Raw genomic sequence first — 26,444 nt, 5'->3', positions numbered from 1 at the left:
ATGGGGACCGCTGACATGACCGCTCCCGAAACGATCCTCAGCGTCAAGGACCTGCGCGTCCGCTTCCAGACCCTCGACGGCACCGTCGAGGCGGTCAAGGGCATCAACATCAAGGTCAATGCCGGCGAGACGGTCGCCGTCGTCGGCGAATCCGGCTCCGGCAAGAGCCAGACGATGATGGCGGCGATGAGCCTGTTGTCCTCCAACGGCGAGGCCACCGGCCAGGTCGACTATCGCGGCCGCAATCTTCTGGAGATGACCAAGAGCGAGCTCAACAAGGTGCGCGGCCGCAAGATCAGCATGATCTTCCAGGAGCCGATGACCTCGCTCGACCCGCTCTACACCATCGGCAACCAGCTGATGGAGCCGATTCGCCGGCACCGCGGGCTTTCCGCGCCGGCTGCACGGGAAGAAGCGCTGAAGCTCTTGAGGCTGGTGCACATACCCRATCCCGAGCGGCGGATGAAATCCTATCCGCACGAAATGTCGGGCGGCCAACGGCAGCGCGTCATGATCGCCATGGCTCTGGCCAACGACCCCGACATCCTGATCGCCGACGAGCCGACGACGGCGCTCGACGTTACCATCCAGGCRCAGATCCTGATGCTGCTGGCAGAGTTGCAGCGCAAGCTCGGTATGGCGATCGTCTTCATCACCCACGATCTCGGCATCGTGCGCCGCTTCGCCGATCGCGTCTATGTCATGCGTCAGGGCGAAGTGGTGGAGGAGGGCCAGGCGGAAGCGCTTTTTGCCAATCCGCAGCATGCCTACACCAGGATGCTGCTCGCGGCCGAGCCGACCGGCAGCAAGGCGCCGCCGCCTGCCAATTCGCCGGTGCTGCTCGAGGGCCGCAATGTCGAGGTCGTCTTCAAGATCGGCGGCGGCTTCCTCGGCGGCGAACCGCTGATGCTGCGCGCGGTGGACAAGATCTCGGTCCGGCTGAAGCGCAATCAGACCATCGGCATCGTCGGCGAGTCCGGCTCGGGCAAGTCGACGCTCGGCCGCGCGCTGCTGAGGCTGCTCCCCAGCGACGGCGTCATCCGCTTCAGCGACCGTGACATTTCCGAGGCGGACCGCCAGGCGATGCGGCCGCTGAGGCGCGAATTGCAGCTCGTCTTCCAGGATCCGTTCGGCTCGCTGTCGCCGCGCATGACCGTCGGCCAGGTCATCACCGAGGGCCTTTTGGTGCATGAGCCCTCGCTCACCGGCAAGCAGCGCGACCAGCGCGCCGTCGAGGCGCTGCGCGAGGTTGGCCTCGATCCCAACGCGCGCAACCGTTACCCGCACGAATTCTCCGGCGGCCAGCGCCAGCGCATCGCGATTGCCCGCGCCATGATCCTGAAGCCGAAAGTGGTGGTGCTGGACGAGCCGACCTCGGCGCTCGACCGCTCGGTGCAGAAGCAGATCGTCGAGCTGCTGCGCAAGCTGCAGGCCGATCACGAACTTTCCTACCTCTTCATCAGCCATGACCTCGCGGTGGTGCGCGCCATGGCCGACTACATCATCGTCATGAAGCAGGGAAAGATCGTCGAGGAAGGCCCGACGCAGGAGATCTTCGACAATCCGCGCGAAGCCTACACCCAGACGCTGATGAACGCCGCGATCGATTCGACACGGTTCCGCATCAGCGCTTGAAGCCGGTCCGGTCCGGCTCGCCTCACTGCGCGGAGGGGCACCTTTGCTTTCGCGTCGCGACGATCACCTGCTGCTGTTGCTGCAGCCTGTCGATCCGGGCGGTTTCGCGGTTGGCGACCGCCGTCTTCACGCGCTCGCCGCCAAGCAACCACGTTGGCACGGAGGTATTGGCGACCTTGCCGCGGGCGATTGCGGTGCGTGAAATATCGGTGGCGGTGTCGCCGACCGCATTGTTGAGCTCGGGGCAGTCCATCTTGTCGTATTTCGCCGGGCTGATCGACGCGGTGGTCGACGAGCAGCCTGCGGCGAGCGGCAGAATGGCGGTCAACATGAGCGGCAAGGCTGTCATCGGCATGAATTTCATTCTTGCTCCTCGGTCGACGCGGTGACGGCGCGAGGCCCAGCATAGCCGCCTAGGGCCATCTTGTCTCAATTGGCAGCCTCGAATCCTCTGCTGCGCGCCCGAAGGTCGTCCAGTTGATCACAGAGTCCGGCATCTTCCCCGTGCTCGATCTTGCGGCAGAAGAACGCTCCGGACTTGAGGATATCCGGAAGATCGGTGCGGGTCAGGAGCTTGGGAAAGCGGCCATTCTCGTCCGTCGCGGTGTAGCGCAGATTGTCGGTCGCGCGGTTGCCCCAGTATTTGCTGTTGCGCAAAAGCATATGGGGCTCCATCTCGTCGGGGATTGCCGTCCACGCAAAGAACCGCTTGATCTCGGGGTCGAGCATTCCTTGCACAACTGTCTCGATCGCTTTGCGGGTGAGCGTGAACCACTGCGAACCGAATGTGGGCAGCAGACCGGCCGGGAGCTTTCGGTCAATGCCCAGCGCGCCTTGCAGGCGGATGCTCGACAGGCGTTTGCGGCGGGACGATACCAGCCGTTCATATGGCCAATAGCAGGAGAACCTGTTGCTGAGATTGTCCGGTGTTTCGCCTGGCAGTCCTTCATGCGTGACCAGGACGTATTCTTGAGGATGGTTCTGGTGAAGATATGTCGCGAAGTCGTCGATGCTTCGCACGGGGTAGTCGGCGCCGCTTAGCAGCGAACCATACAGGAATGGGTGATCGAGCAGGCGTCGCAGGGCCTGGAGGGTCGCCTCGACGATAGAGTAGCCTCCCCACCGGCAGGCCACCATGCTGAACACGTCTACGTTCGGCAGGTCGGAAAGTCGGGTCTGAAAGCTGGCAATTGCCGGAGCGCCAACCCTCGTATCGAGATGGACGACGATCCTGTCCTGTGGCCGCGAGATCGCCCGGATCAGCCGCTCGGTGTGACCGAGTTGGCGGTGAGCCAGGATGGCAAAGCCCAGTCCTATATCGGTTGGATCACTTCGCACGATTTCTCTCGCCTCCATGCCGCGCGCACAGCCCTTACCGACCCTTCGGGCCATCCGCAACGGGTTCGTCGCCGCCGGTGCCGATGTTCAGAAATTCGTGGCGGAAGCGATAGCTGCGGGAGCATTCCTTAGGGCGCGACGCGGACAGCTGCGATCTGGCTCTTTAGACCTCGGATAGGTTTTGCCTATATTCATCGGAGAAAAGGAGCAGGAAAGTCATGACCGAAATCTGGCGATCACTCCTCGCTAATCTTGCCCTGGTCTCCATCCTGGTCGTCGCTTGGGACCTTTTGGCTGATTTTACCGGACGTCTTCCACGGCTGATACAGTCGCTGTTACTCGGCATGGTCATGTGCGCTGGCTCGGTCATCTCCATGGCGACGGCCTTGTCCGTCTCGGGCTTCGTCGTCGATCTGCGGGCCGCCTTCATTGGCGCGGCCGCCTTCTTCGGCGGATGGCCGGCAATGTTCGTCGCGACCGCCGGCTCCATTGCCTATCGCGCCTATCTTGGCGGGCAGGGCACGAGTGTGGGCATCATGAGCATCCTGATCACGGCCGTCGCTGGGCTGGCTTGGCACCATGTCGTCGCGGTCCGCTCGCGTACCATGCTCGACATACTCGGCCTCGGCGTGACGGTCGCGCTTGCCGGGCTGATCACGCTTGTGGTCATTCCCCAGCAGGTCCTCGCAGGCTTCCTTCAGCAGAGCACGCTCCCGTCCGTGGTGTTCCGGTTCATCGGCACCTTCATCATCGGCGTGTTGCTCGATCGGCAGCAGCGGCGTCGCGATCTCACCATGTCCAACATGATCTACCGTGCCATGGTTCGCGAGCTGCCGGATTGCCTCAACGTGAAGGATGCCGCCGGCCGCTTCGTCGTTGCAAACCCGGCCACCGCCGAAATGATGCGCGCAGCCTCACCGGAGGACCTTATCGGCAAGACGGATTTTGATTTCTATCCGAAGGATGTCGCCGAGCGCTTCAGGCAGGATGAATTAGGTCCACTGGAAACGGGGCAGACACTGCGCATCGACCAGCCCGCGCTTTTCCCGGACGGCAGCCAGGGCTGGCTCTACACCTTGAAGGCGCCCTTTCGCGACGAGACCGGCAAGGTCGTCGGCGTCATCACCTACAACCGCGACATCACCGAGCAAAAGAAAAACGCGCAGCTCAAGAACGACTTCATCTCGACCGTCAGCCACGAACTGCGCACGCCGTTGACATCCATTCGCGGCTCGCTCGGGCTGATCGCGGCGGGCGTCGCGGGCGAATTGCCGCCCAAGGCCGCCAATCTCGTCAACATCGCCCACAACAACAGCGAGAGGCTGGTCCTTCTCATCAACGACATCCTCGACATGGAGAAGATCGAATCGGGCGTCATCAGCTTCAAGATCAAGCAGATGCCCCTGCGTCCGGTCCTGGAGCAGGCCATCGCCGCCAGCTCCAATTACATGGCCGAGAGCAGGATACGCATCGTCCTCGTCGACGATGCGCCGCGCGCGGAGGCCAATATCGACCCTGACCGCCTGCACCAGGTGATGGCGAACCTCCTGTCCAATGCGATCAAGTTCTCCGATCACGGCGGCACCGTGATGGTGAAGCTGCAGCGCCGCGATCGCGACATGCTGCGCGTCTCCGTGATCGATCAGGGCGCCGGCATTCCCGAAGCGTTCCGCAGCCGCATATTCGGCAAGTTCGAGCAGGCCGACGCGTCAAGCACCCGCAGGAAGGGAGGAACCGGTCTAGGCTTGAGCATCGTCAAGACCATCGTCGAAAAGCTGGGCGGCGCTGTTTCCTTCGAAACGGAGGAAGGCAAGGGAACGTCGTTTCACGTCGACCTTGCCGAAGCGCAGAGGCAAGAGGCGAAACCGGTCCTTGTCGAGCGCCGGTCGAAGAAGCGCGATCGCCGCCTGCGTGTCCTGATTTGCGAGGACGAGCCCGATGTCGCCGCGGTGATCGCAGCGCTTCTCGAAGCGGAAGGCTTCTCAAGCGACGTCGCCCCCGACATCGACACCGCCAAGGCGCTGCTCAACTCCCGCGATTACGTGGCGCTGACGCTCGACATCAAGCTGGCGGGGGAATCCGGCATCAAGCTCTTCCATGATATCAGGGCGTCGAAGGTCAATTCCGACATTGCGGTCATCGTCATCTCCGCCGTCGCCGACGAAGCCAGACGCTCGCTGAACGGCACCGCCGTCGGCATCGTCGACTGGCTGGAGAAGCCTGTGGATCCGAAGCGTCTTCACGCCGCTTTGGCAAAGATCGTCGGCCGCAGGGTCGAGCTGAAGCCGAAGATCCTACATGTCGAGGACGACGAGGGCGTGCTTGCGGTGATGTCGGAGGGTTTGGGTTCGGGTGTCTCGATTATCTCGGCGAAAACGCTGAAGGACGCGCAGCAGGCAATCGCGAACCATCGCTTCGATCTGGTCATCCTGGATATCGCGCTCCCCGACGGATCGGGGTTGGACCTGCTTGCCGATCTGCCGCTCGAAACAGGGGTTATCGTGTTTTCAGCGGCGGAGCTGGACGACAAGCTGGGCGATCGGGTCCAGGCGATCATGACCAAGACCAAGGCGTCGGAGATCGACGTCGCGAAGCTGGTCAGGAACATGTTGGCTTCGGCCCGCGAGGGCGCCGAGGCCACCGCGCAAGCCAAGGAGTAACCCTTATGCCGGCAAGAATCCTTTATGTGGACGACGAGGACGATATCCGCGAAATTGCCCAGATGTCGCTGGAGCTTGAGCCGGAATTCGAGGTGCGGTCCTGCGCTTCAGGCGCCGCGGCGCTGGTCGATGCGGCGACATGGCGACCCGATCTCATCCTGCTCGACGTGATGATGCCGGACATGGACGGACCGGAAACGCTGAAGCGCCTGGCCGCGTCGCCGCCGACGGCATCGATACCCGTGGTGTTCATCACGGCGCGCACCCAGACCCATGAGGTCGAACGCTATCTGAACATGGGCGCGGTGGGCGTCATTGCCAAACCCTTCGATCCGCTGGCGCTTGCCGGTGAAGTGAGGAAGCTGCTTGCCTCGCGCGGCGGTGGCCCGGCGAACTAGTCGGAGACAGCGCCGAGAAGCTTGCCGGCAAGCTCCGTCTGGTGTTTACGCCTCCTATACCATGCGCCGATATTCATCTACTGATTGCATCGAAATGCGGCCGCCGCGAATCAGCCTGTCTATGATTGAGCAGCAATTGGTCGGCTCGGGTGACTGTGCGCACCTGGTTTCAGGGGCGCGGTTCATGGTTGGTTACTCCGGGGGGCGACGGAACCGGAGCAGGACTGGTGGATGGAGCAAAGGCAAGAATTCTGATCTGCGATGATGACCCGTTGCTGCTCGAGCTGATGGAATTCAGGTTGAGGGCGAAGGGATACGATGTCGTCAAAGCGGTCGACGGGGCGGAGGCGCTGGAGAAGGCGCGGCAGGACGCCCCCGATGTGGTCGTGCTCGACGCGATGATGCCTAAAGCCGACGGCCTTGAAGTGCTGGCGCGCATCAAGGGCGACCCGGCCTTGTCTGAGACGCCGGTGGTGATGCTGACGGCCCGCAAGGGCCAAAGGGACATTGTCTCGGCCCTGGACAAGGGCGCCGACGACTATCTGGTGAAGCCGTTCATTCCCGAGGAGCTTCTGGCCCGGCTGGCGCGTCTCATCGCGCGCAAGAGCGGGAAGCGCTGATGCGGCGCGGCCGGCGCTTGARCTTTGCCGCATGCCTGATCCTGGCCGTTGCCGCCGCTCCGTCCGCGTCGTTGGCGCAGACGGTGGACGATCTCTACGCTTCGGCCGTCAAGGCGAGGCAAGCGCAGCATTTCGACGAGGCCGCCGACCTGCTCAAGCGCGCGCTGGCGCTCAAGCCCGATAATGCCGACGCGCTGGTTCAGCTAGGCTTCGCCGAGCTCGGCCGCAACGACCTTCAAGCGGCGCGCGACGCCTTTTCCAGGGCGCTGTCCATCGCGCCGACCTATCGGGACGCCTCCTTCGGCATGGCCGAGGTCGAGTTCCGGTCCGGCAACCTGGACGCAGCACTGCCGCTCGCCGAAACCGTCGCCAACGCCGACCCCGGCAATGCCGACGTAGCAAAGCTGGTCGAAAACATCCGCGCGGCGAAACAGGCGGCCGGCAGCAAGCCGAAACCGGCTGCCGCGGCTCCGGCGGCGGCGAAGAAACCGCCGCATCGGCGGCCCGATCCCGTTTCTGGCTTGATGAAAGAGGGCAGGCGCCTGCGCCAGGCAGGCAGGCTGCCCGAGGCGGAAAAGGTCTATCGCCGCGCCCTCGGGCTGGCGCCGAAGGACACCGACATCCTGGTCGCGCTTGGCCTTGTCGTGGGCTCCAGCCAGCGCTTCGACCAAGCCGGGCAGTTCTTCGACCGGGCACTGGCGATCAAGCCCGGCCTTCTCGATGCGCGTCTGGGCAAGGTGCGCTTGGCGATCTGGCAGGGGAACACCGCTCGTGCCCGCGCCCTGATCGACGGCGCGCTGGCCAGCGCGCCGGACAATGTCGAGGCGCTCGACCTCGACGGCAAGGTCGCGCTGCTGGAGGGTGACCATGCGCGGGCCGAGGGTTCGTTCCAGCGCGTGCTGGCGCTCGAGCCGCGGAATGCCGAGGCGCTGGTGGGGATCGGCGACGTGCGCCGGGCCGAGGGCGACGACGAGGCCGCGCGGCAGGCCTATCATCAGGCGCTTGCCATCGAGCCGGGCTCAGCCGACATCGAGCAGAGGCTCTCCGTGCCGCCGCCGCGCAAATGGCGGCTCGACCTCGGCAGCGAGGTGAGCGATCTCACCAATGGTCTGGGCGATTGGACCGACAGCTCGGCGGGTCTTGCCTATCGGCTCTCGCCGCGCACGACGATCTCCGGCCACACCAGGCTGGCGACCCGTTTCGGCCGCACCGACTTCCAGATGGAGGGCCGCATCGACCGGGCGTTCACGCCGGTCTTCTCCGCCTATGCGCTCGCGGCAGTGACGCCGGATGCCGACTTCCTGGCCCGCTATTCGATCGGCGCGGGCGCGTCCTGGCAGGTCGTGGCGCCGGCAAAGGCGTTCGGCCCGCTCTCGCTCAACATCGATGCCCGCTACGACGACTTCGCCGACACCAGCGTCACCAGCATCCAGCCTTGGATCCAGGGCTACGTCCTCGACGGCCGCCTGGGCCTCTCCGCCCGCTGGGTGCATGCGCAGGACGACATCGGCACGCGCGCCGACGGCTATGTGCTCCGCGCCGACCTCGCGGTGACGCCACGCTTCAACGTCTTCGCCGGTTATGCCGACGCGCCCGAGATCGATGACGGCGCGCTGGTGCCGACGCGCACCGTGTTCGGCGGCATTTCCTTCGACGTCAGCGACCCGCTGACGCTGCGCGCCAGCATCGCGCACGAAGAACGCCCGGCCTTCGACCGCAACATATTCGGCCTCGGCCTGACGGCGCGGTTCTGACCATGTGGTATATCTGGGACCTCTCGATATTGCTGAGCGCACTGTCGCTGGCGATCATGCTGCTCCTGATCGCGCGCCGTGTGCTGCAGGAACGCCGGGGCAGGGCGGCGGCTGACCAGCGGCGCCAAGTGCTGACGGCGCTGATCGCCTTTACCGAAAGCCGCGATCGCGAGGCCTTGAAGGCGACGGTGCTTGGCGTGCCGGCAGGCGTGGCGATCGATGCCGGCTTCGAGTTCATTGCGCTGCTGCGCGGCGAGGAGAGGGACGACGTGCTGGTCGCCTTCAACGAATGCGGCCTGCCGGCGCGTGTCGCCAGGCAGCTGCGCAAAGGCAACATCGCTGAGCGCATCCACGCCGCCGAGATGCTGGCATCGCTGGGTTCGGACGATGCCTCGGCAAACCTGCTAGCAGCACTCGCCCAGGACCGCGCGCGCGAAGTCAGGATCGCGGCGGCCATCGCGCTCTGCGATCTGGGCAGCCTGCCCCTGCTCGGCACAGCGCTGGACTTCATCGGCGTGGCGGGGCAGCGCTCGCGCCGGCTGATCGAGCTGTTCCGGCGCTTTCCGCGTTCGCGCTTCAACGAGCTTGCGGTCCACGCGTCGCGTGCGGACGCCTCGCCCTTTGTCAGGGCGGCCGCGATCGACGCGCTTGCCCATGCCGGCGGCTTCGGCTTTGCCGATTTCTTCGCCGGCCTGACCGGCGATGCCGCGCCCGAGGTTGTCGCCGCCGCGTTGCGGGCGCTGGGCCTGACTGGTCACGGCCAGGCGCCGGCCATCCTGAAGCGCGCCATGGCCAACGACGACTGGGACGTGCGCGCCGCCGCCGCCGAATCCGCGGGGCGCCTCGGATTGCCCGAACTCGCCGCGCCGCTCTCCAGGCTCTTGGACGACGAGGTCTGGACCGTGCGCTACGCCGCCGCCAACGCGCTGCGGTCCTTCGGCCATCCAGGAGAATTGCTGCTGCGCGAGATCGCCGCCAGTGAGGTTTCGCGCAGCCAGCGCACCGCTTCGCTCATCCTTGCCGAGGGGCCTGCCGCATGATCGCCGACTGGAGCCACGAGGTCGTTCTTGCCGCCACCATCCTGTCCTGGTTCATCATCGGGGCTGGGCTGGCGCAGACGACCGTCTACCTCCTGCAGCTCGTCTTCGCCGGCTATGCGCTGTCGAAGCGCCCGCCGGTGGCGCGCTCGGCGCTGCTGTGGCAGCGCTATGGCGACGTCGCGCCACCGATCGCCCTGCTGGTGCCGGCCTATAACGAGGCGCTGAACGTGGTCGAGAGCGTGCATTCGATGCTCGCGCTCGAATATCCGAATTTCGAGGTGGTCGTCATCAATGACGGCTCGAAGGACGACACCTTGCAGCGGCTCATCAAGGCTTTCAAGCTCGTGAAGTTCCACCGGCCCTACGAGGAGGCGCTCGCGCACCAGCCGATCCGTGGCCTCTATTCCTCGCCCATGACCGAGCGGCTGTTCGTGGTCGACAAGGAAAATGGCGGCAAGGCCGATGCCCAGAATGCCGGCATCAATGTCTGCCGCGCGCCGCTCTTTTGCGTCATCGATGGCGACTCCATCCTTGAGCCCGATGCGCTGATGCGCGCCGCCCAGCCTTTCATCGACGACCCCGAGCGCACCATTGCCGTGGGCGGCACGATCCGCATCGCCAATGGCTCGAGCATCGAGGCGGGCAGGGTGCGCGAAATCCATCTGCCGCGCCGCCTGCTGCCTTTGTTCCAGGTGGTCGAATATCTGCGCGCCTTCCTCATGGCGCGGCTGGCCTGGAGCAGCATCAACACGCTGATGCTGGTGTCCGGCGCCTTCGGCATGTTCCGCCGCGCGGAAGTGGTGGCGGTTGGCGGCTTCACCAAGGGTTCGATGGGCGAGGACCTCGACCTCGTCATCAAGCTGCACCGCCATATGCGCGATAAAAAGCGCAAATACCGCATCCAGTTCATCCCTGAGCCGGTGTGCTGGACCGAGGCGCCGGAAACGCTGAGCGTGCTCGCCCGCCAGCGCTCGCGCTGGCAGCGCGGCGCGCTCGAATGCTTCTTCCGCTACCGTTCGATGCTGTTCAACCCGCGCTATGGCCGCGTCGGCTTCCTCGGCTTTGGCCACATCCTGATCGTCGACGTGCTGGGGCCGGTGGCGGAGGTGCTGGGCTACGTCCTGATCCCGGCCTTCTGGCTGCTCGGAATCCTCTCGGCCGAATATCTCTTGGCTTTCACCGCTCTCATCTTCACCTATGGCGTCTGCGTCAGCGTCTGCTCGCTGATCCTGGAAGAGGCCGAGCTGCAGCGCTTCCCCCGCGCCAGCGACCTCGCCGTGCTGACGGTCGCCGCCGTGATCGAGAATTTCGGCTACCGCCAGCTCAACAATTTCTGGCGCGTGAAAGGTTGGTGGCAATTCCTGCGCGGCAACCAAGGCTGGGGCGAGATGACCCGGACCGGCCTCGGCGCCGCCAAGAAATAGGCGCGGCCGGCGGCATCAGGCCGGGGCAATTCCAGGAAAAATGTGCAACGGTTGGGTTCGGCGCCTTCGCCATAACCTTCCGTCCGGAATTGCAAAAGAACAAAGAGTCACGCCAGCGTGCGCTCAATCTCCGCGATCAAGCCATCGAGCGCCGCGCGCACGCTCGCGCCATCCGCCTGCTCGATAAGCAGCGTCTCCAGCGCCGAAGCCCRCGCGCTGATATCCGTGAAGCCGAACGTGCCGGCCGCGCCGGCGAGCGAGTGGGCGAGCCGGATGAGCGAGTCGTTGCCGGGAAGGGGAGCAGCCTGATGCGCGATGGCCTTCAGCTCGGCGAGCTGATCGACGCACCTGGCGAGGAAGCGTTGGCGAAGCGGGGCGAAAGGGTCGTTTGCGATGAGGCTGGCTCCATTGCGGGATATGCGCGCGAGCAAGCTGGACCGAGAGGTTCAGGTCCTGTTCTATTCTTCTGCGGAGACAGAAGTTAGCGGACTGCAATACCGCTAATCAATTGTTTTTCTGGTCGGAGTGGCAGGATTTGAACCTGCGACCCCCTCGTCCCGAACGAGGTGCGCTACCAGACTGCGCTACACTCCGTGACCAGACCGCGGGCTTATAGCTGCCACTTTCCGATCCTGCAAGCGTCAATGACAGCACTTCTGTCGCATTTCCTTTCTTTCGCGAAGCTTGGMCGAATGGCATAGGATTTGGCTGCCGGGTAAAGGTGGGCTTAAAGGCTTTTGTCGTAAGTCCAGGGCATCGGAGCCGGACTTTTTGACAAGGTCGTTCATGAGCCAGCGCATCGTCAGTTTTGTCATGAGCGGCGGCGTCGGCTCGCGGCTGTGGCCGCTGTCGCGCGAGGACAACCCCAAGCAGTTCCACGATTTTTCCGGCGACGGCTCGATGCTGGCAAAAACCCTGCGGCGGCTGGCGGCGCGGCCGCAAGGCGAGACGCCGATTTTCCTGATCGCCGCGGAGCGTCACGCCGAGCGCGTCCATGCCGACCTTGCCGGCGTCGATCTTGCCGGCGGCGGGCCGCTGTTCGAGCCGACGGGGCGCAACACGGCGGCCGCGGTGGCGCTGGCCAGCCTGCGCACGCTCTCCGAATATGGCGACGAGCTTGTGCTGGTGGTGCCGTCCGATCATGAGATTTCGACGCCTGACCAGTTCTGGCAAAGCATCGAGGCCGGCGCGGCGGCGGCAAATGCCGGCCGTCTGGTGGTGTTCGGCCTCAAGCCGACCCAGCCCGAGACGGGCTATGGCTATATCGAGGTCGGGACCGACAAGGGCGGCGTCTTCGACGTCTCTCGCTTCGTCGAGAAGCCGGATCTCGCCACTGCGCAGGCCTATCTCGACGCCGGCAGCTTCTACTGGAACACGGGCATCTTCCTGTTTCGCGCCGGCGCCATGCGCGACGCCTTCGCGGCCCATGAACCGAAAATCTGGCAGGCGACGGAGGCCGCCTACAAGGCTGCGACCATCGATCTGTCCGGCCTCTATATGCCGCTCGAGCTTTATTCCGCGATCCCATCGACCTCGATCGATTACGCCATCATGGAGCGGGCCAAGGACATCGCCATGGTGCCGGCCGGCTTCCGTTGGAATGACCTCGGCTCCTGGCAGTCGCTGCTCGATGTCGGCCCGTCCGATGAACAAGGCAATGTCATCATCGGCGACGTCGTCGCCATCGATTGCGAGAACTCCTACATACGCGGCGACGGCCGTCTGCTGTCGGCCATCGGCATGAAGGACGTGGCCATCGTCTCCACCGCCGACGCCACCTTCGTCGCCCCGGTCAGCCACAGCCAGCACGTCAAGAAGGTCGTCGAGCAGTTGGAGAAATCCGGCCGGCTGGAGACGCGGTTCACGCCCGCGCATGACCGCGTCATCGAGAGCGGCGCCTGGCGGCGTCGCGTGCGCCACTGGCTGTTCGAGGAGACGCTGCCGCTGTGGTCGACGGTCGGCGTCGACGAACGCCATGGCGGCTTTCACGAGGCGCTGGGCTTCGATGCTTCGCCGCTGATGAAGCTCAAGCGCATGCGCACGCAGGCGCGTCAGGTCTATGCCTTCGCGGTGGCCAAGGAGCGCGGCTGGGACGGCCCGGCGGACCGGCTGATCGCGCATGGCATCGACTTCATGGCAGGGCAGGGCCGCACGAAGCGCGGCGGCTGGGTGCGCACGCTCAACATCGATGGCTCGGTCGCCGATCCCGTCGAGGACGCCTACGATCATTCCTGCGTGCTTCTGGCGCTGGCGCATGCGCATATGTCGGGCCATCCCGACGCCTTGCGGCTCGGCGAGGAGACGTTCGCCTTCCTCGATGCGCATCTGGAAGACGCCCGCATGACCGGCTTCCTGGAAACCTCCGACGGGGCGGAAGAACGGCGTTCCAACCCGCATATGCATCTGCTCGAGGCTTTCCTCGCCTGGCACAAGGCGACGGGCGAGCGCGCCTATCTGCGCCGCGCGGCGCGCATCATCGACCTCTTCCGCAGCCATTTCTTCGATGCCGAAAGCTGGACGCTGGGCGAATATTTCGACGAGGGCTGGAAGCCGGTAGCGGGCGAGAAGCGGAGCTGGACCGAGCCGGGCCATCATTTCGAATGGGCCTCGCTGCTCGTCGATTTCGCCGCCCGCAGCGGCCAGGGCGAACTTACCGCCTTCGCCCGCAAGCTCTATGCCTCGGCCGTTGCCAACGGCCTCAACCGCGCCACCGGCCTCGCCTATGGCGCCGTCTCTCGCCAGGGCCTGCCGCTCGACACGGTCTCGCGCAGCTGGCCGCAGGCCGAGGCGATCAAGGCGGCGATCGCGCTGGATGGCACGGGCGGGCCGGACCTCAAGCCCGAGATCGAGGCGCGCGTCGGCCGCCTGTTCCGCTGGCACATAGACCCGGCGCCGCTCGGCCTGTGGATCGACCGCATCGACGAACGCGGCCGCTCACTGGCAACCGAGGTGCCGGCCAGCATCTTCTATCATCTGGTCTATGCGCTGACGCAGTATCTGGACGGGACGGCGGAGAGGTGATGAGGGATTGGAAGAGGCTGACTCCAGCGATTTTATAGAGATTCCAGGCGATACATCGCTTTGGAAGACGCAGGGCATTCCGCCAAAAAGAATCAGGCTCCCCATAGAGGCCAGCTGCCGGTTTCCCTGGTATTTTCCCATCTTCGGCTTAGCGGCGATGTGGGCACTGTTTTCTTCAGTGAAGTTCTACTCCGCCGCTACCCAAAACTGGGACGCAGGAAATTCACTCGACCGAATAGGTTGGGTCGCAGGGCTATTCGGGTGCCTTTTTCTCTGCGTTCTATTCGTCGGAACGTTAGTAAGGGCGGCATTGGACGCGGCAAGTTCACGCCCTCTGCTCATTCTCACCAAGGAAACGTTGTGGGATAGGCGTCAGCTGGATGAACCGATGCCTTGGAGCAACGTCGACCGCGTAAGATTTCAATCGGCTAGGGTTTCAGTTATCGCTCATCTGAAACTTACCCAACCTGTGTATGTCAGGAGCGGATTGTTCCGGCTTGGCGGGGCGGTCACGAGCGGGCTCAGGTCGAATGTGAGCGTCTTGATTTCGGACCTGGACGCGGATGAGGAAGTCATCGAGAAGGTGATGGCGGCCCTTCCTAAGAATGCGAGACCGGAATCGGTTCAATAAGGTGCCGCCACGTCGCCCGTCTCGACATAGACCGCCTTGAGCTGGGAGTAATGCGCCAGCGCCGCGAGCGAGTTCTCGCGGCCGATGCCGGATTGCTTGACGCCGCCGAAGGGCATTTCCACCGGCGTGAGATTGTAGGCGTTGATCCAGCAGGTGCCGGCCTGCAATTCGGCGATCACCCGATGCGCGCGCGGCAGGTCGCGCGTGAACACGCCGGCGGCCAGCCCGAACTCGGTGTCGTTGGCGCGCTCGATCACCTCGTCCTCGCTGTCGAATTTCAAGACGCTCATCACCGGCCCGAAAATCTCTTCGCGCGCGATCCGCATGCCGTCCGTCACGCCGGTGAACACCGTCGGCTCGATGAAGAAGCCGCCCTCGAAACCCTGCAGCGACGGCACGTTGCCGCCGCAGGCGAGCGTGGCTCCATCCTGCTTGCCGGCGGCGATGTAGGAGACGACCTTCTCCTGCTGAAGCCTGTTGACCAGTGGCCCCATCTGCGTGTCCGGATCGAGCGGATCCCCGATACGGATCTTCTTGGTGCGCTCGACCAGCCGCTCGACGAACCGGTCATGCAGGCCCTTTTGCACGAAGACGCGCGTGCCGTTGGAACAGACCTGACCGGTCGAGTAGAAATTGCCGAGCATGGCGCCGCCGATGGCGTTCTCGAGATCGGCGTCGTCGAAGACGATCAGCGGCGACTTGCCGCCGAGCTCCATCGTCGCGTGCTTCATCTTCGAGCCGGCAAGCGACAGCACCTTGCGGCCGGTCGGCACCGAGCCAGTGACCGAGACCTTGGCGACGACATCATGGCCGACAAGGCCGGCGCCGACATCGCCATAGCCCTGCACCACGTTGAACAGCCCGTCGGGCAGGCCGGCCTCCGAGTAGATCTCGGCCAGCGCCAGCGCCGACAGCGGCGTGTTCTCCGACGGCTTGAACACCATGGCATTGCCCATGGCCAAGGCCGGCGCAGACTTCCAGCCGGCGATCTGGATCGGATAGTTCCAGGCACCAATGCCGACACAGACGCCGAGCGGCTCGCGCCTTGTGTAGGCGAAGGGCCCGCCGAGATCGATCATCTCGCCATTGAAGGCGGCGACCGCTCCGGCGAAATATTCCAGGCAGTCGGCGGCCGAAGGCGCATCCGCCACCAGCGTCTCCTGAATCGCCTTACCGGTATCGAGCGTCTCGATGCGGGCGAGGTCGGCGTTGCGGGCGCGCAGAATGTCGGCGGCGCGACGCAGGATGCGGCCGCGCTCGACCGGCTTCAGCCGCGCCCAGGCCGGCTGCGCGGCTCGTGCCGCCTCGATAGCGAGTTCCAGCACATTCGACGTCGCCGAATGCAGCGTGGCGATAGTCTCGCCCGTCGCCGGATAGATCACCGGCAGCGGCGCGCCGCCTTCATCCTCGATGTAGCGGCCGTTGACGTAGTGCGATGCCGTGGGCTGGGCGCGCATGATCTTCTCCGTTCGTAAATCGCCGGGCGGGGAGGGCGCCCACCGGATCATGCGCTATCTGTCCGACACCTGCCAGCGCGGATTGATCCAGGGTTCCTGGTTGGACGGCGCCAGCGGCGTGCGGCCGAGAATGTGGTCGGAAGCCTTCTCGCCGGTCATGATCGAAGGCGCGTTGAGATTGCCGTTGGTCACCCGAGGGAAGATCGAGGAATCGGCGACGCGCAGGCCCTCGACGCCGATCACCCGGCATTCCGGATCGACGACGGCGGTTGGATCGTCGGCGCGGCCCATCCTGCAGGTCCCGCAGGGATGATAGGCGCTCTCGGCATGGTCGCGGATGAAGGCGTCGAGCTCGTCGTCGGTCTGCACATGGCTGCCCGGCGAGATCTCCTTGCCGCGGAAGCCGTCGAAGGCCTTCTGGCCAAAGATCTCGCGCGTCAGGCGGATGCAGTGGCGGAACTCGCTCCAGTCGTCCGGATGCGACATGTAGTTGAAACGGATCACCGGCTTCGTCTTTGGGTCGGGAGAGCGCAGCGTCACCGAGCCGCGCGACTTCGAGCGCATCGGCCCGACATGCGCCTGGAAGCCATGCGACTTCGCCGCCGACTTGCCGTCATAGCGCACCGCCGCCGGGATAAAGTGGTACTGGATATCGGGGTAGTCGACGCCGGCTTGAGAGCGCACGAAGGCCGCCGCCTCGAAATGATTGGTCGCGCCGAGGCCGCTCTTGAAGAACAGCCACTGCGCGCCGATCAGCGCCTTGGAGAAAGGATTGAGCACCGAGTTCAGCGTGATCGGCCTGGTGGATTCCTGCTGGATATAAAGTTCCAGATGGTCCTGCAGATTGGCGCCGACGCCTGGCCGGTCGGCGATAACCTTTATGCCGTTCTCCTGCAGATGCGCGCCTGGGCCGATGCCGGACAGCATCAGGATCTTCGGCGAGTTGATCGACGATGCCGCGACGATCACTTCACGCCGCGCCTTAACGACCTGAATCTTTTTGTTAGCTTCGATCTCGACGCCGACGGCGCGTTGATTCTCGATCACCACGCGGCGGGCAAAGCCCTTGACCAGATTCACATTTTTGCGTTTGAGGGCCGGCTTCAGATAAGCGTTCGCCGCCGACCAGCGGCGGCCGCCAAGAATGGTCTGCTCCATAGGCCCGAAGCCTTCCTGCTTCGCGCCGTTATAGTCGTCGGTGAGCTCGAAACCGGCCTGGCGACCGGCCTCGACGAAGGCGCCGTAGAGCGGATTTTTCCGCGTGCCGCGCTGCACATGCAGCGGGCCGCCTTTGCCCCGCCAGCCGTCCTCGCCGCCGTCGGAATCCTCCATGCGCTTGAAATAGGGGAGCACGTCGGCGAAGGCCCAGCCGGCGGCGCCCTGTTCGGCCCAGTGGTCGAAGTCATGCGCATGCCCGCGCACATAGACCATGCCGTTGATCGAGGAGGAGCCGCCGATCACCTTGCCGCGCGGCGTGGCGAGCACGCGCCCGCCGAGATGCGGCTCGGGCTCGCTGGCGAAACCCCAGTCGTAGAGACTCATGTTGAGCGGGATCGACAGCGCCGACGGCATCTGGATCAACGGCCCCATATCGGTGCCGCCGAACTCGATGACGATCACCGAGTGCTTGCCGTCTTCCGACAGGCGATAGGCCATGGCCGAGCCGGCGGAGCCGGAGCCGATGATGACGAAATCCGCTTCAAGCATTGTTCATATGCGCCATAAAATCGGCGAGCGAGACATTGCCGCCGGTTGCAATCACAAGGACGGTTTTGCCCGCCACATCCACCTTGCCGCCGAGCAGCGCCGCAAGCGATGCGGCACCCGAAGGCTCCAGCACCAGCTTCATCCGCTCGAAGGCGATCTTCATCGCCCGCCGCACCGAGGCGTCGTCGACGGTGACGCCGCGCACGCCTGCGGCACTCACTGCCGCGAAGGGCGCATCGCCAGGCTTGCGCGCCATCAGCCCGTCGCAGATCGATTTCGGTCCGATCGGCATGGTCTCGATAGCGCCATGCGCCAGCGAAGAGCCCATGCCGTTGAAACCCTCCGGCTCGACGGCAATGATTTCAGTCTTCGGCGACAGATAGTGGAAGGCGAGCGAAACGCCGCCGATCAGCCCGCCGCCGCCGACCGAGCAGAACACCAGGTCGGCATGTGCTTTCTTCGCCGCGAGCTGTTCGAGCGCCTCAAGCCCCGCGCCGGCCTGGCCGGCAACGATCTCCGGATCGTCGAAGGGGTGGAGCAGCGTAAGATGCTCGGTTTCGGCGATCTCCCGCGCCTTTGCAGCCGCAACTTCCTCGCGCGCGCGGTCGCCATGATCCGTCAGCACCACGCGCGCGCCATAACCGGCCGTCGCGTCACGCTTGGCGGCGGGCGCGTCGATCGGCATGACGATGGTGACGGGAATGCCGAGCGCCTGGCCTGCGGCCGCCAACCCTTGCGCGAAATTGCCGGAGGAATAGGCCACCACGCCCTTTTTCGCTTGGTCCGGCGTAAGCCGCTTCAGCCGCCAATAGGCACCGCGCACCTTGAAAGAGCCGGCCCATTGCAGCGACTCCGGCTTGACGAAGACGCGCGCGGCGCCGGTCTCCTTGGTCAAAGCCGCCGACTCCAGGAGCGGCGTCACCTGCGTGGCCGCCGAGGTGACGGCATAGGCTTGCTTCAGGTGGTCGAGGGTAGGGACGAGAATGTCTGTCATCATTCGCCTCTCGGATACCGTTTGCTCTCTTCGAGATTGTCGAGGTTCATGTGATTGCGCATGTAGCGTTCCGACGCCTTCTGCAGCGGCTGGAACTCCCACGGATAGTAAGCGCCGTTGCGCAGCGCCGGGTAGACGACCCAGCGGCGCGCCTGGCTTTCACGTACGGCGGCGTCGAAGCTCGCCATGTTCCAGCGCGCGCGGACCTTTTCCATGAAGGCCGAGACCAGGTCGGCGTGAGCCGGATTGGTGGCGAGATTGTCGAGCTCGCGCGGATCGGCGTCGAGGTCGAAGAGCTGCGGCGGATCGAGCTCGCAATGGACAAATTTGTATTTGCCCTCGCGGATCGCCACCATCGGCGCGTAGGAGCCTTCGGCCGCATATTCCATCAGCACCGGCGCCGAGCGCTCCTTGCCGTGGGCAAGCGGCAGCAGCGACTGGCCGTCAGTCCATGGCGCGATCGCGCTCATGTCGATGCCGGCGAGGTCGCAGAGCGTCGGCGCCACATCGAGATTGGAGACGGGCGCCCCGATCAGCCCCGCCTCGATGCCCTTGCCGGCCATCATCAGGGGCACCCGCGCCGAGCCCTCGTAGAAGCACATCTTGAACCACAGGCCGCGCTCGCCCAGCATGTCGCCATGGTCGGAGCAGAACAGCACGATCGTGTCGTCGGCCATGCGGGTGCGCTCCAGCACCGACAGCAACTCGCCGAGCTTGTCGTCGAGATAGGAGATGTTGGCGAAATAGCCGCGCCGCGAGCGGCGGATCTGCTCCGGCGTGATGTCGAAACTGTCGTAATCGGACGCCTTGTAGAGCCGCTTCGAATGCGGATCCTGGCTGTCATAGGGGATGAAGCCCACCTCCGGCTCCAACGCCGGGCAGTCTTCATAAAGATCCCAGTATTTGCGCCGAGCGACATAGGGGTCGTGCGGATGGGTGAAGGAGACGGTGAGGCACCAGGGGCGCCGCTCCGCGTCATCCGACACGCGCGCGAACTCATAGAGCTTCTGCGCCGCGTGGAAGGCGACCTCGTCGTCATATTCCATCTGGTTGGTGATTTCGGCGATGCCGGCGCCGGTCACCGAACCCAGATTGTGGTACCACCAGTCGATGCGCTCGCCCGGCTTGCGGTAGTCGGGCGTCCAGCCGAAATCGGCAGGATAGATGTCGGTCGTCAGTCGCTCCTCGAAGCCGTGCAACTGGTCGGGGCCGACGAAATGCATCTTGCCGGAAAGCACCGTGTGATAACCGGCGCTGCGCAGATGGTGCGCGTAGGTCGGTATCGAGGAGGCGAATTCGGCGGCGTTGTCATAGACTTGGGTGCGCGAAGGCAGTTGGCCGCTCATGAACGAGGCGCGGCCAGGGGCGCAGAGCGGCGATGCTGTGTAGTTGTTGGCGAAGCGCGCCGAGCGCGCCGCTAGCGCCTTCAGATGCGGCGCATGCAGGAACTCTGCGGGACCGTCGGGGAAGAGCGTGCCGTTGAGCTGATCGACCATGACGATCAGGAAATTGGGTCGCCGGGTGGTCAAGGCAGGCTCCGTCCGTTGAGCTTGGTTTCGAGATAGTCTTCGACGAGCGCGATGGCGCTCTGCGCGTTGGGGGTGCCGTCCTTCAGCGCGCGGCGGATATAGAGCCCGTCGATCAGCGCCGCGGTCGCTTCCGCCACACGGTCGGCCTCGCTCCGCGGCAGGATGCCGGTCAACCCGCTCATCAGGTTCGAATGCAGCCGCCGCGCGTAAATGCGCAGCAGCCGCCGCAGCTCGGTCGACTTCTGCGCCTCGACATAGAAGGCGAGCCAGGCGGCGATGATCTGAGGCTGGAACTGGTCGTCGGAAAAGCTGACGGCGACCACGGCCGAGACACGCTGGCGCGGCGTCGCGGCAAGGCTGAACGCGCGCCTCGTGTCGGTGTTGAGCTCGGCCAGGATGTGCCGCATCGTCGCGAACAGCAGTTCATCCTTGGCCCCGAAATAGTGATGCGCCAGCGCCGACGATACGCCGGCGCGGCCGGCGATCTCCGACATCGTCACGTCCAGCGATCCGCGCTCGCCGATCGCCGAGATCGTCGCATCGATCAGCGCCTTGCGGCGCACTGGCTCCATTCCGATTTTCGGCATTTGGGGGGTCCGGTTCGAGCCAAGATTATTTTTTATTGACGCATCAATCAATAAAAAATCGACACCGGGATCAACCGATCCTGTCGTTCTGGCCCATGGCATGGACTGGAAAACGGTTCACTATTGAACAATATTGAATCACGTGCCGCGAAGGATCGTGCTAGGCTGCGGCGCAAATGGAGGTTGCCATGACCGCATGCATCGTCGGCTGGGCGCATTCGCGCTTCGGCAAGCTCGAAGGCGAGACGCTGGAGGGCCTGATCACCAAGGTTGCCGTCGAGGCGCTCGACCATGCCGGTATCGGTCCGGATGACGTCGACGAGATCGTGCTTGGCCATTTCAACGCCGGCTTCTCGCCGCAGGATTTCACCGCGAGCCTGGTACTCCAGGCTGACGACCGGCTGCGCTTCAAGCCGGCGACGCGCGTCGAGAACGCCTGCGCGACGGGCTCGGCCGCCGTACGACAGGGTATCCGCGCCATCGATGCCAACGCCGCCCGCATCGTGCTGGTGGTCGGCGCCGAGCAGATGACGACCACGCCAGGTCCCGAGATCGGCAAGAACCTGCTCAAGGCGTCCTATTTGCCGGAAGATGGCGACACGCCGGCTGGCTTTGCCGGCGTCTTCGGCAAGATCGCGCAGGCCTATTTCCAGCGCTATGGCGACCAGTCGGATGCGCTGGCCATGATCGCCGCCAAGAACCACAAAAACGGCGTCGACAATCCCTATGCGCAGATGCGCAAGGATTTCGGCTATGAATTCTGCCGCCAGGAGAGCGAGAAGAACCCGTTCGTGGCCGGTCCGCTGAAGCGCACGGATTGCTCGCTGGTCTCGGACGGCGCGGCGGCACTTGTGCTCACCGACACCGCGACGGCGTTGAAGATGCGCCGCGCTGTCACCTTCCGCGCCAACGAGCACGTGCAGGACTTCCTGCCGATGTCGAAGCGCGACATCCTCGCCTTCGAGGGCTGCGAGCGCGCCTGGGAGCAGGCGCTGAAGAAGGCCGGCGTCACGCTGGACGATCTCTCTTTCGTCGAGACGCATGACTGCTTCACCATCGCCGAATTGATCGAATATGAGGCGATGGGCCTGGCCAAGCCCGGCGAGGGCGCCAGGCTGGCGCTGGACGGCACGACGGCCAAGGACGGTCGCCTGCCGGTCAATCCCTCCGGCGGTCTGAAGGCCAAGGGCCACCCGATCGGCGCCACCGGTGTGTCGATGCATGTGCTGACCGCGATGCAACTGACCGGCGAGGCCGGCGGCATCCAGGTGCCGGGCGCCAAGCTCGGCGGCATCTTCAACATGGGCGGCGCGGCGGTCGCCAACTACGTTTCCATCCTCGACCGGATCAGATAGAAGCGGCCCGCATTAAGGCGCGCCCTCTGGGTGCGTGCGGGAGGCAATATGACAAATCCGGTTGTTGTCGAAGTCACACGCGGCGCGGTGGTCGAAAGCAGGCACCGCGGCGCGATCTCCGTCCTCGACGCCGACGGCAAGACCGTCTGGGAGATCGGCGACACCGACCGCCCGGTGTTCCCGCGCTCCGCGGTGAAAGCGATCCAGGCCTTGCCGCTGGTCGAAAGTGGCGCGGCCGACGCCTATGGCTTCGGGAACCGCGAACTGGCGTTGGCCTGCGCCTCGCATTCGGGCGAGTCGGCCCATGTCGAATTGGCAACGGCGATGCTTGCCAAGGCCGGTCTCGACAAAACCGCGCTGGAATGCGGCGCGCATCGGCCGTCGAACCATGCCGCCGAGATCGCGCTCGCCCGCGCCGGCGGCGTGCCGAACGCGCTTCACAACAATTGCTCAGGCAAGCATTCCGGCTTCCTTTGCACCTGCGTCCATTTGGGCATCGCGCATGGCGGCTACGTCAAGGCGGGTCATGCACTGCAAGAGATGGTGCGCGGCGCCATGCAGTCCGTGACCGGCGCGGCGCACGGCGTCGACAACAGCGGCATCGACGGCTGCTCGATCCCGACCTATGCCGTGCCGTTGAAGAGCTTCGCGCAGGGCTTTGCCCGCATGGCGACGGGAAGGGGCTTTGCGCCCGAGCGCGCCAAGGCGGCGAAGCGTCTGCTCTCGGCCTGCATGGCCGAGCCGTTCCTCGTCGCCGGCACCGGCAAGGCCGATGTCGCGCTGATGCAGGCAGCACCCGGCCGCATCTTCGTCAAGACCGGCGCCGAAGGCGTCTATTGCGCGGCATTGCCCGAGCTCGGTCTCGGCATCGCCTTGAAATGCGATGACGGCGCCGGCAGGGCGGCGGAGGTGATGATCGCCGCGGTTCTGGCAAAGCTGTTGCGCGCCGATGAAGCGGTAGCGGCAAGGCTCACCCAACTCGCCCATCCCGCAGTCGAAAGCCGCATAGGCGCCAAGGTTGGCGTGCTGCGGCCGACGGCGGCGCTCAGCTAGCGCGCGGACTTGCTCACCCGCATCAGCCTTGCGGGTTAGCCCAACACAGAAATTATGTGCTAGTTTCCGTGGCTATCAAACGGGCGCCGGGTGCTGGCCATGCTGGAAGCGGACAAGGTGTTTGCCGGGTCGATCCCGGAAAATTACGATCGCCATATGGTGCCGTTGATCTTCGAGGCCTATGCTGCGGAGACCGCACGGCGGGCGGCGTCCTTCTCGCCTTTGGCCGTTTTGGAGACCGCCGCGGGCACCGGGGCCGTCACCCGCGCCTTGGCACCGGAACTCGTTCCCGGCGCTAGCTACATCGCAACCGACCTCAATCAGCCGATGCTCGACTACGCGGCATCGCGCCAAGGGCCCGACAGCCGCATCACCTRGCGCCAGGCCGACGCCTTGAAGCTGCCCTTCAGGGATGCGGCCTTCGACCTCGTCTGCTGTCAGTTCGGCGCGATGTTCTTTCCCGACCGCGCTGCCGCTTATCGCGAGGCAAAGCGGGTCCTGAAGCCCGGCGGGCATTTCCTGTTCAGCGTCTGGGATCGCATCGAGGAGAACATCTTCGCCGACGACGTGACGAATGCTCTCGCCAGCATCTTTCCGCACGATCCGCCGCGCTTCCTGGCGCGAACGCCGCACGGCTATCACGACAAGGCGCTGATCCGCAGCGATCTGGCTATCGCGGGATTTTCCGACGTGGCGATCGACACCATAGCCGAGCAGAGCCGGGCGTCCTCGCCGCGCGTTCCCGCCGTCGCCTATTGCCAGGGAACTGTTCTTCGCAATGAGATCGAGGCGAGGGAGGCCGGGAGCTTGGCATCCGCGACCGACTATGCTGAATCCGTGATTGCGGACAGGCATGGTCGTGGCGAGGTGGCCGCCAAGATCCAGGCCCACATTATCGTGGCCGCGGCTTAGCTTACCTTGTTTCGCTCTACTGTGAGATGCGCGTAGCCGGTATCTGTCGACTGGGATAGGTCGCCGGTCACCGGATCGGCCCAGCGCTGACCGATAATGGCGCCGTTCTTAGCGCCATCGATGATATTGTCTGAGATGACCGCGGTGCCGGACCCTTCAACGACCGAAACGACGATGCCGGTGCCGGCCTTACGGATGATATTGCCCGTCGCCACGACATTGCGCAGATAGGGGCCCCAGCCGAGCTGCATGCCGTAGAGCGGCGCGTCCTCGACGACGTTGCCAGAGACGGTGGTGTCAGCCTCGGCGCTGATGCCGACGCCGAAGCCGGGCGGATCGGCGGTATAGGGACCGGCGGTCGAAAGGTTGCGCACGATGTTGTTCGAGCAGACCGCCATGCGGCCGCCTTCGTTGAAATTGACGATCGAGATGCCGTTGGCTGCGCCATCGACCAGATTGTTGCTGAGGATAGCGCCTTCGAAGGAGAATTCCGAGTAGATGCCGGTCTCGCCCGAGCGCGAGCAGGTGTTGCCGGTGATCTGCAGATTGCTGGAACTGTTGGCGCGGATCGCGGTGAAGGCGCAGTCGGAGACGACATTGCCCGAAATGATGACGTTGCCGGCGCGGAAAGCGTTGATGCCGTTGCCGTTCTGGCCGGTGCCGCCGCTGCGCGCGCCGATACGCTGGACACGATTGCCGCTGACGACGGTGCCGTCCTCCGCCGCCTGCCAGCGATGCACCAGAATGCCGCCATTGGCGCAGTCGGAAACGGTGTTGCCGGAAATCTCCAGCCCACCGGCCTCGACCGAATAGATGCCGGCATCCGCGGCACCCGAAATATCGCAGCGGCCGACACGGCCGACGGCATGCTCGAGCGCCAGCCCGTTCTTGCCGCTGCCCGTTACTTGGCAATTGTCGACGACGAGATGCGCGACGCGGCGCAGGTCGAGCAGCCCTTGCGCGTAATCGGCCAGCCAGCGGTTGGCGCCGTCGAGCATCAGTCCGCTCAGCTCGATATGCTCGGCCTGCTCGGCCATCATCAGATGACCGTTGCCGCCATAGACGATGCGCGTCGCGCCGGGCACGCCCGACAGGCGCACGCGTGCAGGCAGCTTGAGATTCGAGACGAGATAGGTGCCGGGCGGCAGGAACACCGGCTGGTCGCGGTCGCTGGCTTCGGTCAGCATCCTGGCGAAAGCCTTGCTCTGGTCGTCGACCGCGCCGGGCTGCACGCCGATCTCGGTCGCGTTGATCGAGCCGCGCATCGCTGCCATCTCGATGCCCGGCAGCGACTTCGCCGATGCCTTGCCGGCAAAGACGCCGGCGGCGGCAAGGCCGGCGGTCCGGGCAAGCAGCGTTCGTCTGTTCAACATCGGCACAGGTCCTGGTGTTTCGCCCTGTCTGTCGCAGGAATCGTGCCAGGGTTGGCTTACCTGCAAACCGCTTGTGCAGTCGCCTCGCCAAGCCTAAGTTCATTGCATGAGCAGAGCTTTTACCCGCGAAGAAGACAGCGAAAACGCCATCGCCGGCGTCGGCGAGCGCCCGGTCAGCACGCACCGCAATCTGGTGACGGAGCGCGGGCTCGCGATGATCGAGGAGAACCTCGCCGAGCTGCGCGACCTGATGGCCAAAGCCGAAAGACGCGGCGATCGCGAGCGCCTTGCGGTGGTTTCCCGCGATCTGCGCTACTGGACCGCGCGACGCGAGAGCGCCGAGCTTTCGGTGCCCGAGCCGGGCAGCGACGTGGTGCGCTTCGGCATGGGCGTCACGCTGGAAGGCGACGACGGCAAGAAGGTGCATTGGCGCATCGTCGGCGAGGACGAGGCCGATCCGTCGAAGGGCTCGATTTCCCATGTTTCGCCGATGGCCGTGGCGCTGTTCGGCAAGAAGGTCGGCGAGGTCATTACCGTCAACGGCAAGGAATGGGAAATCGTCAAGCTCTCGGACAAGGCCGAGAATTAGTTCCTCAATACAGAAGTTTTGACCGGTTGGTTGGAGCGTTGCAGGTCTCCTATCTTGGCGATTGGCCGAGACGCCTATCGCGGTCGTCATCCACGGGCGGAGCAAGGAGCGAAGCGACGCGCGCAGACCCGAGGATCCATGCCGTGACTTGGAAGCGCCGCGGCGGTCCCGAAATTCTGCACCGTTGCACACTTCGGTCCAGGTAACGGAATGGATTCCAGGGTCTGCGCGACGCCGCTTCGCCCAGGAATGACGAGGTTGGGATGCTTTGGCTAGAGCGGGATGGGATTACCATCGGTCATATCCAGAGTTTGCGAAGTAGTTTGAGCACTCGATCGGTGTGACACCGTTGAGGATCTGTCCGATC

At 64.7% G+C, this 26,444-nt stretch carries 21 protein-coding genes and 1 tRNA gene; 12 read left to right on the top strand and 10 right to left on the bottom strand.

Features of this window, described 5'->3' with window-relative positions; translation table 11 throughout:
* The first annotated feature begins 15 nt into the window (after positions 1-15).
* The gene (locus tag LCM4577_RS25045) at positions 16-1,635 is read left to right on the top strand and encodes an ABC transporter ATP-binding protein (RefSeq protein ID WP_071074158.1); all 1,620 of its coding nucleotides are present in this window, start codon (positions 16-18) and stop codon (positions 1,633-1,635) included.
* A 22-nt stretch (positions 1,636-1,657) separates the two neighbouring features.
* Here the strand turns inward: LCM4577_RS25045 and LCM4577_RS25040 are convergent, their stop codons facing one another.
* Positions 1,658-1,999, bottom strand: coding sequence for a hypothetical protein (locus LCM4577_RS25040; RefSeq protein WP_082369821.1), 342 nt, complete (start codon positions 1,997-1,999; stop codon positions 1,658-1,660).
* Positions 2,000-2,064: 65 nt separating this feature from the next.
* Positions 2,065-3,027 carry a beta-1,6-N-acetylglucosaminyltransferase gene (locus tag LCM4577_RS25035; protein WP_071073964.1) on the bottom strand — a complete coding sequence of 321 codons (963 nt, stop codon included), beginning with the start codon at positions 3,025-3,027 and terminating at the stop codon, positions 2,065-2,067.
* A 164-nt stretch (positions 3,028-3,191) separates the two neighbouring features.
* Between LCM4577_RS25035 and LCM4577_RS25030 the strand changes: the two genes are divergently transcribed.
* From LCM4577_RS25030 to LCM4577_RS25005, 6 genes are all read left to right on the top strand, one after another.
* The gene (locus tag LCM4577_RS25030) at positions 3,192-5,633 is read left to right on the top strand and encodes an ATP-binding protein (RefSeq protein WP_071073963.1); all 2,442 of its coding nucleotides are present in this window, start codon (positions 3,192-3,194) and stop codon (positions 5,631-5,633) included.
* Positions 5,634-5,638: 5 nt separating this feature from the next.
* Positions 5,639-6,031 (top strand): response regulator, encoded by a 393-nt coding sequence (locus LCM4577_RS25025; protein ID WP_040991274.1) that lies wholly within the window; start codon positions 5,639-5,641, stop codon positions 6,029-6,031.
* Positions 6,032-6,258: 227 nt separating this feature from the next.
* Positions 6,259-6,651 carry a response regulator transcription factor gene (locus LCM4577_RS25020; protein WP_071035584.1) on the top strand — a complete coding sequence of 131 codons (393 nt, stop codon included), beginning with the start codon at positions 6,259-6,261 and terminating at the stop codon, positions 6,649-6,651.
* Positions 6,651-8,405 (top strand): YaiO family outer membrane beta-barrel protein, encoded by a 1,755-nt coding sequence (locus LCM4577_RS25015; protein ID WP_071073962.1) that lies wholly within the window; start codon positions 6,651-6,653, stop codon positions 8,403-8,405. The genes LCM4577_RS25020 and LCM4577_RS25015 overlap by 1 nt, the downstream gene beginning before the upstream one ends.
* 2 nt (positions 8,406-8,407) lie before the next feature.
* A complete protein-coding gene (locus tag LCM4577_RS25010) occupies positions 8,408-9,445 on the top strand; it encodes a HEAT repeat domain-containing protein (protein WP_071073961.1) in 1,038 nt (345 codons plus the stop codon).
* Positions 9,442-10,869, top strand: coding sequence for a glycosyltransferase family 2 protein (locus tag LCM4577_RS25005; protein WP_071073960.1), 1,428 nt, complete (start codon positions 9,442-9,444; stop codon positions 10,867-10,869). Before LCM4577_RS25010 ends, LCM4577_RS25005 begins: the two co-directional genes overlap by 4 nt.
* A 107-nt stretch (positions 10,870-10,976) precedes the next feature.
* On the opposite strand, the gene LCM4577_RS25000 is transcribed toward LCM4577_RS25005, so the two are convergent.
* The gene (locus LCM4577_RS25000) at positions 10,977-11,300 is read right to left on the bottom strand and encodes an Hpt domain-containing protein (protein WP_071073959.1); all 324 of its coding nucleotides are present in this window, start codon (positions 11,298-11,300) and stop codon (positions 10,977-10,979) included.
* 86 nt (positions 11,301-11,386) lie between these two features.
* Positions 11,387-11,463: transfer RNA gene (locus LCM4577_RS24995), tRNA-Pro, on the bottom strand.
* A 192-nt stretch (positions 11,464-11,655) separates the two neighbouring features.
* Here LCM4577_RS24995 and LCM4577_RS24990 point away from each other — a divergent pair.
* Positions 11,656-13,890, top strand: coding sequence for an AGE family epimerase/isomerase (locus LCM4577_RS24990; protein WP_071073958.1), 2,235 nt, complete (start codon positions 11,656-11,658; stop codon positions 13,888-13,890).
* A gap of 624 nt (positions 13,891-14,514) precedes the next feature.
* Here the strand turns inward: LCM4577_RS24990 and betB are convergent.
* The 5 genes from betB to betI are packed head-to-tail and all read right to left on the bottom strand — an operon-like array spanning position 14,515 to position 20,795.
* The gene (gene betB / locus LCM4577_RS24985; protein WP_071073956.1) at positions 14,515-15,978 is read right to left on the bottom strand and encodes a betaine-aldehyde dehydrogenase; all 1,464 of its coding nucleotides are present in this window, start codon (positions 15,976-15,978) and stop codon (positions 14,515-14,517) included.
* A gap of 54 nt (positions 15,979-16,032) precedes the next feature.
* Positions 16,033-17,685: a choline dehydrogenase gene (gene betA, locus LCM4577_RS24980; RefSeq protein WP_071035592.1), complete on the bottom strand. Its 1,653-nt coding sequence runs from the start codon at positions 17,683-17,685 to the stop codon at positions 16,033-16,035.
* Complete coding sequence (locus tag LCM4577_RS24975) at positions 17,678-18,679, bottom strand: threonine/serine dehydratase (RefSeq protein ID WP_116390180.1); 1,002 nt, start codon at positions 18,677-18,679, stop codon at positions 17,678-17,680. Before LCM4577_RS24975 ends, betA begins: the two co-directional genes overlap by 8 nt.
* Positions 18,679-20,208 (bottom strand): choline-sulfatase, encoded by a 1,530-nt coding sequence (gene betC / locus LCM4577_RS24970; RefSeq protein ID WP_071073954.1) that lies wholly within the window; start codon positions 20,206-20,208, stop codon positions 18,679-18,681. Before betC ends, LCM4577_RS24975 begins: the two co-directional genes overlap by 1 nt.
* Positions 20,205-20,795: a choline-responsive transcriptional repressor BetI gene (betI, locus tag LCM4577_RS24965; protein ID WP_071073953.1), complete on the bottom strand. Its 591-nt coding sequence runs from the start codon at positions 20,793-20,795 to the stop codon at positions 20,205-20,207. The genes betC and betI overlap by 4 nt, the downstream gene beginning before the upstream one ends.
* Before the next feature lie 188 nt (positions 20,796-20,983).
* Between betI and LCM4577_RS24960 the strand changes: the two genes are divergently transcribed.
* The 3 genes from LCM4577_RS24960 (at position 20,984) to LCM4577_RS24950 (ending at position 24,115) form a co-directional block, all read left to right on the top strand.
* Positions 20,984-22,150, top strand: coding sequence for an acetyl-CoA acetyltransferase (locus tag LCM4577_RS24960; protein ID WP_040991424.1), 1,167 nt, complete (start codon positions 20,984-20,986; stop codon positions 22,148-22,150).
* A 48-nt stretch (positions 22,151-22,198) separates the two neighbouring features.
* Entirely contained in the window at positions 22,199-23,203 is a 1,005-nt protein-coding gene (locus tag LCM4577_RS24955) for an asparaginase (protein WP_071073952.1), read from the top strand.
* A gap of 99 nt (positions 23,204-23,302) precedes the next feature.
* On the top strand, positions 23,303-24,115 hold the full coding sequence (locus tag LCM4577_RS24950; protein WP_071074157.1) for a class I SAM-dependent methyltransferase: 813 nt from the start codon (positions 23,303-23,305) through the stop codon (positions 24,113-24,115).
* Here the strand turns inward: LCM4577_RS24950 and LCM4577_RS24945 are convergent.
* The gene (locus LCM4577_RS24945; RefSeq protein WP_071073951.1) at positions 24,112-25,488 is read right to left on the bottom strand and encodes a TIGR03808 family TAT-translocated repetitive protein; all 1,377 of its coding nucleotides are present in this window, start codon (positions 25,486-25,488) and stop codon (positions 24,112-24,114) included. The genes LCM4577_RS24950 and LCM4577_RS24945 overlap by 4 nt on opposite strands.
* 106 nt (positions 25,489-25,594) lie before the next feature.
* Between LCM4577_RS24945 and greA the strand changes: the two genes are divergently transcribed.
* Entirely contained in the window at positions 25,595-26,077 is a 483-nt protein-coding gene (gene greA / locus LCM4577_RS24940) for a transcription elongation factor GreA (protein WP_040991303.1), read from the top strand.
* Positions 26,078-26,444: the final 367 nt, after the last annotated feature.

Origin of the sequence: Mesorhizobium sp. LCM 4577 (assembly GCF_001854795.2) — a bacterium.
GTDB lineage: Bacteria > Pseudomonadota > Alphaproteobacteria > Rhizobiales > Rhizobiaceae > Mesorhizobium > Mesorhizobium plurifarium.
This window is presented reverse-complemented; position numbering and strand designations above follow the sequence as displayed.